Raw genomic sequence first — 13687 nt, 5'->3', positions numbered from 1 at the left:
GGCTCGGCTATCCCCCACCTGCGTAGCGACGGGCCCTTAGGGGTTCGTGGCCGCGTAGTTGTGCCTCCCCAGGCGCAGGATCAACAGAACCAGCGAGTCGGCATTGGTCAACATCACCCGGCTGCGCTTGTCCGCGTCGTTCAGGAACACGTGTCGCGCATCATTCAGGTTGGTGGTTTCGGTGATATCCAGAATGCCTTTCACGCCGCGGTCATCCTTGAGCGTGAGATCGCGCCATGCACCATTTTCTTTGACCTTGAACAGGCTGGCGGCTTCCGCGCGATGGGACAGTCGATAGTCGTGCAACCGCTCGACGAAGGCCTTGATCTGCACACTCTTGGCGTTGTTCTCCAGCAGCAGATCTGGATACGGCGCCATGCACTCCAGATAGGCGATGTCGTAGGTGTCGAGTATCTGATGCGAAAGCTCATGAAGCAGAATCGCCGACCGATGGTGAATCGAAGATTCGAACCCCTGGGCCATGGCCAGCGGGGAGAGCGCGAACTGTGAGCTGTGAAAAAAATGCTCGGTGAGGAACACCCGCCGTTCGGGGTCCCCCTTGATGACGAACGCCGTCACCATTTCGTGTCCTGGGCGATTGCTGCCCACCACGTAGCGAGGCGATGAAAACGGCGCCAGTGAGGGATCCATCATCGCGTCGAACAGCGCCTTGAGCGCACCCTCTACCCGGTCGAGCAACGGCTGGCCAGGGGCGTCGACCCCAAAGAAGTCAGCAACGACCTGCGACACGCGTGGGTCCAGCGCCGCTTCATGCCGATTGACGTTGAGGTTATCCAAAGCATTCTCCAGATAGAGTCTGGCTTTCAAGTGCGCCTGCACGATGCGTCTGGCGCGATCACGATAGCGCAGACGGATTTCATGCATGCCACTGGCTTCGATGATCAGGGATTCTGCGGCAGCGTGCTCGGCACTCTGGGGCCGAACTTTCCCCACCCTGCCGCCGCCCCCTCTGAGACGCAGGCTCAGGTCCAGCTGCCAGCGTTGATCGGTGTCCAGGACCAACTGCGGTCCGGGCGCCCCATCCGCACCGACAATACTCCATTGACCCTCATCGCCGGTTTGCCTGACCTGATACACCCGACCGTCCACTACCGCGTAAGGGGTGTTATGAGCGCTATCCAGATACAGATTGAGCAAATCATCCCGGCGCATCTGCTCTAACGCCACATTTTGCGCTTCCAGACCTTGCAGGCGCACCCGCTGCTCGGCAGTCAGCGAATCGACACCCCAGGCAGACGTCGAGGTTGTGCGCTGCTCACCATCGACCCTCACGCTGTCGACGTTCTGATCTTCCAACGCCTGTTCCCGCGCCGCGACCATCACCCCCAATGCGGCGGAAAACTCGGAAAGTGCCTCCCCCCAATGACGTCCCGACGCCGAAGCCACAGAGGCACGGAACAACGTTTCGCTCTGCCATAGCGTGGCCAGGGTCGCCAGTTTGTTGGGCAGCAGGCTAAAGAGCTGTTCGAAGCCCAGGGTCGCCAGAAACATGCGCCCGGCCTGATCGAATTGCAGGTTGGTGACGACATTGGAAACGCTTTGGTCGAGCAACAATTTCAAAACGCCCTTGAACAGATACTGCAAGGCGTTGCCCCTCATGTCCGTAAGGCCCAGCGTGACCGGTCCGGGCGCGCGCAGGGGTACATCGCCGATCCCTTCTACCGAAAACGGCAGATGCGGCTCGACGAAACCGCCGTGGGCATAACGTCGATGCACTTCCGGATCAAGGCGCTCCAGTAGCAATGCCTGTAATGACTGGTCGCTGCGAATGGCCTCCTGGAGAGCATGCTGGCTGGCATATTCGCGGAAGGTAAAGTCCGAATGCTGGATGACCAGCAGCACCACCGAACCGGCGTCGGCGTTCGCTGAGCCGATCACATACATCCCCGAGGCGGGGTCCGGCGTCATGCCTGAGTCGGCGACCAACTGCAATGGGCTGATCATCACCCGCACCCCGTCCAGAGGCTCACGAGCCACGCCGTCGGGCATGTCGAGAATCCGCGAAATGTAGGCGTAGGCCAGCGCACTGAGATTGCCTTTGAGCTTTTCCTGCAAGCCCAGCGCCAGCAACATCGGCGGCCATTGATTCATGAACAGGCGTTTGCGCGCAGCGTAGTCGGGATCATCGGGCGCCAGGGCTTTACGCAACGACGTGAGGTAGCTCGCCCCGACGTCCAGCAGCCTGACCATACGTCTCAGTGAGTCAGGCGTCAGCAGCCGGGCGTCCTGTTCCTGGTCTGTAAACTCGATGCCCAGCACCGCATCTTGCTGATTGACAAAGCGGTTGATCGCATACTCGGTCAGCGACTCACGATGCTCCAGAGTCGCGGCCGGCACTGAGAAAGGCAATTCGCCTGGCGCAGGGAAGGCACTGACATAGCGGCGTGAGGTCACCATGATCTGGTCGGGGTCCAGCTTATGATCAGGAAAGTCATGATTGAGCTGGTCGATCAGCTTGTTACGTGCATAAGCGCGTAGCGGCGGTATGCCGAACAGGAACGTCTTGCCGCCATCACTTTCCAGGTAATAGCGCGTCACTTGATCTAAATAGCCCTTGAGATCCTCGACCGTGGCCGACTTCAGCCAGGCCGGTAGCAGCGCCTCGAACAGGCAGTTCTCAATGCGCAACGACAGTTCGTCAAGCATGTTGAACAGGGACATGTCGAGTTCGGTGTCTTGCGCCAGGCGACAGAACAGGTCCGCCTCGAAGCGCCAGCGTTTGGCACGCAGGCAGAGCTGTCCCAGATTCTGCTGATCGCGGTTCAGTACATCGCGCTGCAAGGCTTCGAAGGCATGCCCTTCGATCCGCTCCAGACGCACACGCAATTGGCTCAGAGGCTGACTCAAATACGTACGCAGCAGTTGGCGATCGCGCTCGGTGACCAGCCCCAGCCAACACTCACTTTGAGCCCCCCGAAGCAGGCCCTCAAAGATGTCCTGCAGCAGTGCGATCGACTCTACCTGCCGCCAGCCCGCCACCGCCGACCAGACCATGATCGGTTTGCGTGAGTCCGTTGGCTCGCTGAACAGCAGCGTGTCGCAGAGCAAGACCGAATGACCGCTGAACGTGAGCCACACCGAACAGGCTTCGGTAACCGGCCTGTCCAACATCAGACGCATCGAACGAAGTGGCCGCTCCAGAACCTGACGTACCATATCGAGTGCCGGGCCGCCGATCCGCGCCCCGCGCCGGGCCAGCATCAGATCCAGACGCATGGCGTCCACTCGCAGCGCGATCTCTTCGCGGCCGGGCCGTACTTGTCGATCCCCCTGACGCCAGAACCCGACCCGAGATTGTTCGAACCGTCGCAGGTACTGGTCCAGAAAAACCGGCGTCACCCGACTCAGCATGTGACGGACCAGGTCGATCGCCGGATGCCTGGCCGACACCGAACCGACCATCACCCGGGCGCTGGCTGGCAGAACCGGCGTCCGAAATTCACTGACGCATTCGAGCAATAAAGACACCAGATCCACCGAGACCAACCGTTGCGACTCGCTCACGGCGACTGCGTGGGTCTCGACGTGCGACACATCGACGGATGCCGACTCGAGCCATTGCACGTGAACGTTTCTCGCTCGAACGGTATCGCTGGTCAGCATCCACATATAAGGCTGCAGTGCTTGCTCGGCCGAATCGAGAAAGACAGCATCCAGGCCTCGCAGACGCTCGGCGCGCTCGTCGAAATTCAGTGTCTGCTGCCGCCATGCCCTCGGCGGCCGGCCAGTGTCCGAGGTACTCGCGCTTTCAATGCCGAGCGTCTCAATGTCAGCGCTTGCAGGAACAGACGCAACGCCAGGGACGGAGGCGACCGCTGCGGATTTGAGCCAGACATCGGCGAAGTTGAACGGTGCCGCTTTGCGCCAACGACCGTCAGCGATTGACAGTTGCAGCGGGTCCAGCAACAGGCGCACGTCCAAAGCATCATCGATCATGGCCGTTGCTGCTTCGGGCGTTCTGTGCAGAGTCAAAGCGTACTGCAGGTTGCGTGTCTGAGCGGCGATGATCGAGTCCACACGATCAGCGCACAGCGGCGCCAGAATCTGCTGCAGATCAATCTGCAACTGGCCTTCTTTCGCTATCGACGGTTGATCCTCCAGGGCCAGCGCCGGACGCAGCCGCTCGCGCCCCTCGGGCGTAGCGAAATAAACGCCCATGACCTGCACATCGTCGAAGCTGACGAGCTTCTGATCGGGCGCAAACCACAGCAGTGAAGGATCGTTCTCCAGCTGCATGACGAAGGTGCCCGCCAAAGGACAGGAGGCGCTCTCCCCAACCTTGATGGTCAACCGTTTGCAATGCGGCGCAGGGGTTATCCGCAGATCGCCGGTTATCTCTTGCAGCATTTGCAAGTGAACGCTGCCCAGATCGGCGCAATGACGACGAGCCTGGAATGCACCGCGCAGGTTGTCACCGAAACGCTCGATGGCCAATTCACGGCGCGTACCTTGCCCCTGCCCGGCGCCGCTCCAGAAGGCATTCAGCAGGTTGTGGTATGGCTCGGCCAGCGTTGCTTTGGTATCGCTCAAGACCTTGGCAAACAGCGTGGCGTCCTCGGCACTGGCCTGCTGCCCGCGGGCGTCGAGAAAGCGTCGTTCAAACGCATGGGCAAGCTGCACGTTGCAGCAGTCATCGAAGGCCGCCTCGGCCAGCGTCTGCGTCGTCGGGATCAATGAATCGTCATTGATCGACGTCGGCACGATCTGGAGCAGGTGAGTGGCCGGATCGACCGCCATATGCGGCATGGTCACGCGCATATGCTTAAGCAGCGAAGCACTGGATGCCTGGAGCAAGGATGGCGTCAGGCCGAGCTGCTCGGTTATCTGCCGTATCTGGGCAACCTGATGATCGACGATGGCAAGCATCTGCGCCCGAAACGGATCACCTTCGATCTGTTCAGCCTCGAACAGCGCACTCGGGTCACCCGCGGCGAACCTTGCGCGCAACGTATTCAACAGCGCGGCGCGGTTACTGAAGCGTTCGATGCCGCGACTCAGGGTGAACAGATACACCCGCGGGTCGTGGGTCTGGCCATGGCTCAACAACAGCGCTGTGGCAAGCTCGAAGGGCGGCGGCGAATCGGCGCCGCAGGTCAGCCGGTCGACCCGCACGGGGTCCGTCTGGCCGGCAACTGGCAGACGCGTCAGGGTTTGCAGCCACATTCTCTCTTCGACGTGCAGAAGTTGCATTGCCTGATCGAGCTCATCGATATAGCGCTGCCTGAGCGAAGCGATGTGAAAATAACGGGATACGGTGATAGACATGAAAGCTCCTTATTGCAGGACCGCCCAAACCCCGCGGTGAGCAGGATCCGGGCGTGATTGCCAAGGAGCGTATGGAGAAAAATCGCACGCGCTGCGTTACATAATGCTGTGCATGTACGGCGCCATTTCGGGTTTACTCAAGGCTGGCGCCAAGCCATCGAAGCATCGACCAAGCCCCATGATGCTCGAGCCGCGCAGAATCTTGCGCGGGAAGGATTCAGCCCGGCCGTCACGGAATGCGTGGCAGGTAATTGTGCCTTCCAAGGCGCAGAATCAGCACAGTGACCGAGTCGGCGTTCTTGAGCATGACGCGGCTGCGCTTGTCGAGATCGGCATGAAATACCTTTCGTGCATCGTTCAGAGTGCTGGCTCCGGTGATCTGCAGGATGGTCGCAAAGCCCGCACGGTCCTTGGGTCTGAGGTCACGCCACTGCCCGTCCTCGTAAACGGTGAACAGCTCGTTCTTGACCGTGCGATGGGACAGGCGATAGTCCTGCAGACGCTCCAGTTGTGAGCGCCTGCGCACCTGGCTGGCGTTGCCACACCGTAAATAATCAGGATACGGCGCATTGGCCTCCAGATAGGCAATGTCCCGGGTATCGAGTGCCACGTGCGACAGTTCATGAATCAGCGTTGCTGCCTGGAAATGGGCCGGATACTCGAATCCCTGCGCCCTGGCTTCGGGCGTCAGGCGATAAAGCGGTGGATTGAAGAATCGCTCTGTAAGGTACACCCGCTTCTGCGGGTCCATTGGCATGACGAACGCCGTCGCACGATCCCCACCTGGACGGTTTGTCCCCACTATGAATCGCGGCGAGGAAAGCGGCGACAGGGACGGGTCCATCAATTCGAGCAGCACCGCTCTGACAGTACTCTCCACACGGCTCAACAACGCCTGATCGGGAGGGCTGGCGCCAAAAAAATCGCCAATCACTTCTGCAATCCGAGCATCCGGCGGCGCCCCTCGCTGATTCATAGAGAGGTTGTCCAGGCAGTTCTCCAGATAGGTTTTTGCTTGCAGATGCGCCTGGCCGATCTGTCTGGCTCGCTGCCGATAGAGCGTACGGATCTCCGGCATTCCGCAGGCTTCGATGATCAGCGCCTCTTCGCCGGCAGTTGTCGCCATCTCGGTCTTGAACCGAGTGACGACGCCACCGCCGCCTCTGAGCCCCAGGCTCAGATCCAGTTGCCAGTGCTGATAGCTGTCCATCACCAGTTGAGGCCCAGTGTTGCCATCGCTGCCGACGATGATCCATTGCCCGCGGTCAGCCATACGCTTGACCTGATACACCTTGCCGGCGACTACCGCGTAGGGGGTGTTGTCCTTGCTCAGATAGAGATTCAGCAGATCATCGTGGCGCATGTCCTCAAGGACCGCATCCCTGGCTTCCAGCGCCTGAAGTCGCAGTCGCTGCTCGGCATTCAGAGAAATGCCGCGCCAGGAAAAGGCCAGGGGCAAACCATCCGGTTCACCTGAAACCGGGCCGGCACCGTTCTTATCTTCGGCAGGCAGGTCCTCGACCGCTTGCTCGCGAGCGGTAACCATGACCCCCAGTGCCGCGGAAAACTCCGAAAGTGCCTTGCCCCAGCGGTGTCCCGACACCGAATCCGACGAAGCACGAAACAGCGTCTCGCCCTGCCAGAGCGTCACAAGTGCACCCAGCTTCCCCGGCAACAGACTGAGGCCCTGCTGCAGCCCCAGGGTCGCCAGAAATCCCCATTCCGCGCGATCGGCCTTCTCGTTGTTCACGGACTGCGCATCGCTCTTTTGCAGCAATACGCTGATGCTGCTGGCGAACAACGACTCCAGGGCATTGCCGGTGATTTCGGTGGTTGCCAGCGCGACGGGGCCCGGCCTGTGCAGCGGCAAGTCGAAGTCGAACCGGGGAACCAGCGACCCCAGGTGCGGCTCGGTGAAACCGCCATTGGCGTAACGCCGGTGCAAATGCGGGCCAAGACGCTCCAGTACCAATCGCTGCAAGGGCTCATCGTTTCGGATCGCCGTCATCAGCTCGGCTCTGCCGGGGTATTCGCGAAAGATGAACTCGCTATGAAAAATCGCATAAAGCACGATAGGACCCGATGTAACATCCGCTGGACAGAACAGAAAAATCCCTGTCGGGGTGTCCGGTTTCAGGCCTCGATTGGCGACCAGTTGCAGCGGACTCAGGATCACCCGTTGGCCGTCGATCGGCTCGCGCGCAATGCGATCGGGTGTCTCCAGCACACGGCTGACCATCTCATAGGCCTTGGGGCTGAGATTGCCCTTGATCCTCTCCGACACTGCCAGTGCTGACAGCGCTGGCGGTTGCTGTCGAAAAAACAGGCCCTTGCGCTTCTCCCAGACGGCGGTTTCGGGCGCAAACGCATCGCGTAGCACCGTCATGTAGCCAGCACCGATGTCCAGGGCCCGGACCAAGCGGCGCAGATACTGGGGGGTCAGCAGATGCACGGCTTGCGGATGAGTTTCGGAATCGACACTCAAAGCGGCGTCCTGATTACCGATGAAGCGGTTTATCGTGTACTCGGTCAGTGACTCGCTGCGCGCGATGACTGCCGCCGGTACCGCCGACGGCAGCTCACCGATCGCCGGGAAACCAGTCACGTAATGACGGGAGGTGATGATGATCTGATCGGGGTTGAAGCACTGATCGGGAAAATCAAGAGCCAACTGGCCGGTCAATCGCTGCCGGGCAAAATCCTGCAACGAAGGGATGTCGAACAGAAAGTCCTCTCCGCCCTCACTGGCCAGGTAAAAGCGACGGAAGAACCTGACATATAGCGCCAGGTCTTCGAGCGACGCACCTGTCAGCCATGTGGGCATCATGGCCACGAACACGCTGTTCTCGATCCGCAACCCCAGCTCATCGATCATATCGTTCAGCAACCCATCACGCTCGATGGAAGCCGCAAGGTGAGTGATCAGCTCCGCTTCCAAACGGCAACGCGATGCTTGTGAGCATAGCCACCGCAGATCCTGCAGCTGGCGGCTCAACACGCCCTGTTGCAAGCTCATCACGGCATGCTCATCGATCCGATTCAGACGAACCCGGACCAGATCCCCCACATCGTTCGCCTGATGAGTGCGTTGCAGATACCGACGAATTGCCAGGCGTTCAGCTGAACTCAGCTTCTGCAGCCAGCGTTCGGTACGGGAGTAGTGAAGCTCGCGCAGCAGCGTATCCTGCAACTGCTCGATAGAAGCGAACCGCCGCCAGCCCGAGGTAGAGTCCCAGAGCATCACGCCCGCAGCCGGGTTGACTGCCTGCCTGAGTACCAGGGTGTCGCACAGCACGGCGGATTGATCTTCGCACCACAGCGAGACAGTGAATGCATCGGTCAAGGCCCCCAATCCCATGCGCAAGGAACGTAATGGCCGATCCAGCACCTGCCGCACCATGCTGATCGAAAGGCTGTCTAACACGCCATCGCGCGTTTGAAGCGCCAGGTCCAGACGCATGGCATCCTCGCGTAAGCCCAGCGCTTGCTCGAATGGCCGGTAAGTGCAGTCGGCACTGCGCCGACTGCCAAGCACCGACACCTTGAACCCCTCGATGTAATGTTCGATAAAACTTTCAACCACCTTATCCAGCATATGGGTGATCAACTCGATCTGAAGGTATCCGTCCGACATTCCCGATTCGAGTTGCACCTGGACGCCGGTCGTCGGTACCGAAGATCGATGGCCGCTGAGGCACTCGAGCATCAGCGACACCAGATCCATCGAGACAAACCGCTGCGACTCGCTCACTGCAACGGAGTGGCTTTCAACTTCCGACGGGTCTGCTGGCAACGACTCCAGCCACTGCACCCGGACGTCCCCGGGGTGCACCGTGCCTGCACTCAGGACACACAAATATGATTGCAACGCCTGTTCGGCATGATCGCGCAGCGCGCTCATGCCGCCGATACCGTGCAGATCGTTGGCCCGTGTATCGAAGCCTTCTGCCGTCTCCAGCCAGGATGCAGCCATGATCAAACGAGGCTTGGTCGCTTTGCCGGACACGCTCCGAGGCAGGGGAAGGTCATTCTCCGAAGGCTCGATGGATGATGCTGCCATCGAGGTAGCCGAGGCAGGCGTTGACCAGATTTCGGCAAAGTCGAACGGTGCCTGCCGCCGCCAGCGCCCCGCATGAATCTGTAACTGTCGGGGATCGAGATGCTGACGGATGTCCAACGCGTCATCGATCATCGCCACTGCTTCGAACGGCAGATCAGACCACCCGACCACGTAATCGAGATTGCGCGCCTGCAAGGCAATGATCGAGTCGACGCGATCGATGAAAACCGACGTCCGGATTTCTTCCAGATCGAGCTGAATCGTTCCCTGTTGTTGCAGCACTTGCTGGTTCTCAAACGAGAGCAGAGGACGAATCTGCTGCCTGCCCTGCGGCGAGTCCAGGTAGGCGGCCAATGCCGCCTCATCGGCGAACCTGGCCAGGCGATGCTCAGGCGAAAACCACATCAACGAACGATCGCTGCCAACGCTCAATCGCACTGCGAAAGTGCCCGCCAGCGTATAGACATTGCTGTAGCCGATGTGAATCGAAAGCCGACTGCAACACACGCCAGATTGGGCGTTCGGCTCATCCGCTACCGACTCCAGGGACCCGATCGCCGCCGAAGTCAGAAGCCCTTCATGACGACACCGATAAAGCTCACGACGCCAGCTGCTGGCCAGAGTCTCGACCGCCAGGTCATGGCGGGTACAGCCGTCTTGCCACACGTCCGTCCAATATGTCTTGAGCAGCCGGGCATAATGCTCGGGAACACGCGCTGGCGTAGCGGCAAAGGCCTGGGTGAACAACACGCTATCGGCAGCAGAGGCTACGCGGCCAAGGGCATCGAGAAATCTGCGCTGCAGGCCGTCTTCAATCTGTACCTGGCGATAGTCGTCGAAGCTCGCCCGCGCCAGCGTCTGGGTGACCGGACTCAATTCGATCTCATCGGTGGTGTTACGCACCACCTGCAGCAGATGCGTCTCGGGATCGACCGCCATATGTGGAAGAGTCTGGTGCAGTTGCTCGGCGAACGCGGCGGTGGTGGCGCGATACAAGTCAGGGGTCAGCCTCAGTTGTTCGGTCAGTTGCACGACGGCCTCGACCTCGTGAGCGACGATGGCCAGCATTTGCGCAATGAACGGATCACCTTCGATCTTTTCCGCCTCGAACAGCGTGGTGGCGTTACCCCCGGCAAATCGGGTGCGCAACATCATCAGCAGGGACGCACGATCGGCAAAGACTTCGATGCCTCTGCTCAAACCATACAAATAGACCTGTTGGCTGCTGGAATACTCGTGGCTGAGCAACAGCGCAGTGGCAAGTTCGAAAGGTTGCCGGGGAGCCGCCAGGACAAGCCGGTCGACCCTGATCGGATCAGGATTTTCGTTCAGCGAAGGGCGTGTCAGCCCCCGCAGCCATGCGTGCTCTTCGCGCCCCAGCCGCTCGGCCTGCGCAGGATCATCGAGCTCATTGATATAGAGTTTTCTGAGCGAGCCACTGTTGAAGTAATGGGTATTGACGTTGGACATGGAAGCTCCTTGTGCACGGGCGACCCAGGCCTGGCGATGCACCTGACCTGGGCGACAATGACAACGAGCGTAAAGCCCAAGGCCCCCCGCACTGCGTTACATAACGCTGCGGACGGGGCACAGGATTTCTGATTCACTGGCCCTTCGCCCTTGCGAAGGGCCGACCGATATTCGGGAGCTGGATGATGCGCGCTCCCACGAAAGCATCAGGGTTCGACCGTACGTTCAACATGCTTGGCGAATGCATCGATAATGCTTTGCAGGAACGGTCGAGTCTTCTCGTTCAGCCTGCCTGACTCATCGAAAAAGGTAGCGGCGTTGCCCAGATAGGCTTCCGGCTGCTGCATGCACAGCACATCGAGGAACACGAAACTCTGGCGCAAATGCTGGTTGGCACCGAAACCACCGATCGCCCCTGGCGAGACGCTGATCACCGCTGCGGGCTTGGCCTTGCCCCAGGCGCTCTTGCCATAGGGCCGCGAGCCGACGTCGATGGCGTTCTTCAGCACGCCTGGCACCGAGCGGTTGTATTCAGGGGTGACGAACAGAAAACCGTCAGAGCCCTGTAGGGCCTGACGGAATGCGGTGTAAGCGGCAGGTGGCGAGTCCTGGTCGATGTCTTCGTTGTACAGCGGCAGATCGCCGATTTCGACGATGCTCAGTTTCAGGCTGGACGGTGCCAGCTCGGCCAGTGCGCGAGCCACCTTGCGGTTGAGGGAGTCTTTTCGCAAGCTGCCGACGATCACTGCGATGGTATGGGGCTGGCTCATGAAGCTGACCTTCTTCAGATGGAGGAAAGACAGTTATAGATGAAAGTCGCCGTTTGGTTCGCGCTGTTTTTTCGTTGTCACTCATCGAAATGGCCGATCTTCAGTGCAGATCTCGGAAATCAGGACGACCGTTGGTCGCGACTATTTTTTCCTCCGGTGAAAACTACCCCTGAAAACAACGGTCTGAAGGGCTTGAGTGAGTAAGGCACCTACACGGTCCGCAGAATTGCCTTACAAGCGGACGCGGATTCAAGGCGCGCAGTGGTACGATGCGGGCGAAAACGAGCGGTTATTTCCAGAGGTTACAAAGCAAATGGCTTCAGTTCTAGTTGGGCAATTTCATGCCAGAGATGCGGAAGGCCGCGTTTACCCGGTGCATGAATTCCGTGAATCACAGCCCGACGAGGCTGACGGCGAGGAGCCCCTGTCGACCTATCGCCTGGCCATTGGCGACCGCGTGAATCATCTGGGCGGTGACGAGTTCGAATTGGTGCAGTCGGGCATCAAGCTGACCCGCACGGTCTGAAAGGCAGTTATGAGCTTTGAGCCATAAGCTGCAAGTTAAAGGCGGTCCGTGAGCTTGCGACTGGCCGGGTTCGGCTTGGGGCTCGTGGCTTTCAACTGCCTACGCTGTCGTCGAACAGCAGATACCAGAATATCGCCGCTTCTTCGGTAGCCGGGTCGATGGCGCGATAGCGCAGGTAATCGACCCCGCCGACCACAAATCCGTAATTTTCGTACAGCCTGCATGCTGCGAGATTGTTGTTCTGAGTTTCGAGCGTGATACCGGGCAGGTTGTGCTTACGGCTCCAGAACTGCGCGACATCCAGGAGTTTGCGGGCAATGCCATTGCGGCGGGCGGCGGTGTCCACGGCCAACTCATCGATGTGCGCGAAGCCGTTCCAGTGCTTGCTGATCACCACGTGCCCGACCGGGTCTTCGCCGAGCCACGCCACCAGCACAGTGCCGTCCCCGCCCTCGCGATAGTTGCAGAACTCTTCTGAATCGATCCCGTAATTCTTCAGGTAAGGCTCGACCGGCGCGACAGGCCACTGCGCCACGGGTTGGCCGATCTGCACCTGAGCGTAGCCAGTGACCGTGAAGGTGAACTCGCTGTTGAGGATGTAATCCTCGAAGTACTGGTCCGCGACACGGACGCTCAGCGTCGGATCCGACATGGTCACCTTGAGCCTCCTGCACCGTCGAAAGGTTACATCACTGTAGCAATCGCTACTGGGCCTGAGCCTGTACCTCGAGCAACTGCGTCCACAGCGCCGGAGCCCCGGCAGACTTGGCGATAACCGCCAGGCGGGCTTCATGATCTGCCAATTCAGCCTCGCTGGCGACGATGACGCGTCCCGGCGTGCGATTGACGATGCGACGAATTTCGGTGGGACGATCCGCCCCACCTTCGCCATCATTGTTACCGGCCAAGGACAGGGTGGTCTGGCCACCGGTCATCGCCAGGTAGACGTCCGCCAGAATCTCGGAGTCGAGCAAGGCGCCGTGCAGCTCCCGCCCTGAGTTGTCGACGTCGTAGCGTTTACACAGCGCATCAAGACTGTTGCGCTGCCCCGGATGACGCTCACGTGCCATGGCCAGGGTGTCGAGCACCGAGCAATAGGTCGTCAGGTCGGCGCGGTCGTGCTGTCCGATCAGGGCAAATTCGTTATTGAGGAAGCCAACGTCGAAGGGCGCGTTGTGAATGATCAGTTGCGCGCCCTTGATGAACTCGTAGAACTCATCGGCGACTTCGGCGAAGCGTGGCTTGCCGATCAGGAACTGGTCCGTAATGCCGTGGACGCCGATCGCGCCCTCGTCGCTTTCGCGATCCGGCTGCAGGTAAACGTGGAAGTGCCGCCCGGTCAGCCGCCGACCGATTACCTCGACACAACCGATCTCGATCACCCGGTGGCCGTCGGTGACGGGCATACCGGTGGTTTCGGTGTCGAGTACGACTCTTCGTTCAGTGATGATGTTTTGTGCAGTCATTGCCTGGCGCCTCGGTTGCAGGCGCGGATATTAACACGGGCAAACGGCAATGGACTGACTACGGTCCTGGAACTGTAGCAGCGCGCGTGCGCGCGAAAGGCCGGTACAT

General features: G+C 59.9%; 6 protein-coding genes. 1 reads left to right on the top strand and 5 read right to left on the bottom strand.

What is annotated here, in order from left to right; genetic code table 11:
• Positions 1-36 precede the first annotated feature (36 nt).
• From CE491_RS29565 to CE491_RS29555, 3 genes are all read right to left on the bottom strand, one after another.
• The gene (locus tag CE491_RS29565; RefSeq protein WP_110951845.1) at positions 37-5286 is read right to left on the bottom strand and encodes a dermonecrotic toxin domain-containing protein; all 5250 of its coding nucleotides are present in this window, start codon (positions 5284-5286) and stop codon (positions 37-39) included.
• 229 nt (positions 5287-5515) lie between these two features.
• Positions 5516-10816, bottom strand: a complete 5301-nt coding sequence (locus CE491_RS29560) for a dermonecrotic toxin domain-containing protein (RefSeq protein ID WP_110951844.1) — start codon at positions 10814-10816, stop codon at positions 5516-5518.
• 206 nt (positions 10817-11022) lie between these two features.
• Positions 11023-11586, bottom strand: a complete 564-nt coding sequence (locus CE491_RS29555) for an NADPH-dependent FMN reductase (protein WP_110951843.1) — start codon at positions 11584-11586, stop codon at positions 11023-11025.
• A gap of 313 nt (positions 11587-11899) precedes the next feature.
• Between CE491_RS29555 and CE491_RS29550 the strand changes: the two genes are divergently transcribed.
• Positions 11900-12112: a hypothetical protein gene (locus tag CE491_RS29550; protein ID WP_110951842.1), complete on the top strand. Its 213-nt coding sequence runs from the start codon at positions 11900-11902 to the stop codon at positions 12110-12112.
• Positions 12113-12203: 91 nt separating this feature from the next.
• Here CE491_RS29550 and CE491_RS29545 read toward each other — a convergent pair whose 3' ends face one another.
• Together CE491_RS29545 and dnaQ are read right to left on the bottom strand one after the other, a co-directional pair.
• Entirely contained in the window at positions 12204-12764 is a 561-nt protein-coding gene (locus CE491_RS29545; RefSeq protein WP_407681383.1) for a GNAT family N-acetyltransferase, read from the bottom strand.
• A 52-nt stretch (positions 12765-12816) separates the two neighbouring features.
• A complete protein-coding gene (gene dnaQ, locus CE491_RS29540; RefSeq protein WP_407681380.1) occupies positions 12817-13578 on the bottom strand; it encodes a DNA polymerase III subunit epsilon in 762 nt (253 codons plus the stop codon).
• Between the last annotated feature and the right edge of the window lie 109 nt (positions 13579-13687).

The sequence above is a fragment of the Pseudomonas bohemica genome (genome assembly GCF_002934685.1).
GTDB lineage: Bacteria > Pseudomonadota > Gammaproteobacteria > Pseudomonadales > Pseudomonadaceae > Aquipseudomonas > Aquipseudomonas bohemica.
This window is presented reverse-complemented; position numbering and strand designations above follow the sequence as displayed.

What these genes read in the sequence shown, in the direction of transcription:
- CE491_RS29565 (WP_110951845.1), bottom strand. Translation starts at nt 5,286, where the DNA reads ATGTCTATCACCGTATCCCGTTATTTTCACATCGCTTCGCTCAGGCAG.
- CE491_RS29560 (WP_110951844.1), bottom strand. Translation starts at nt 10,816, where the DNA reads ATGTCCAACGTCAATACCCATTACTTCAACAGTGGCTCGCTCAGAAAA.
- CE491_RS29555 (WP_110951843.1), bottom strand. Translation starts at nt 11,586, where the DNA reads ATGAGCCAGCCCCATACCATCGCAGTGATCGTCGGCAGCTTGCGAAAA.
- CE491_RS29550 (WP_110951842.1), top strand. Translation starts at nt 11,900, where the DNA reads ATGGCTTCAGTTCTAGTTGGGCAATTTCATGCCAGAGATGCGGAAGGC.
- CE491_RS29545 (WP_407681383.1), bottom strand. Translation starts at nt 12,764, where the DNA reads ATGTCGGATCCGACGCTGAGCGTCCGTGTCGCGGACCAGTACTTCGAG.
- dnaQ (WP_407681380.1), bottom strand. Translation starts at nt 13,578, where the DNA reads ATGACTGCACAAAACATCATCACTGAACGAAGAGTCGTACTCGACACC.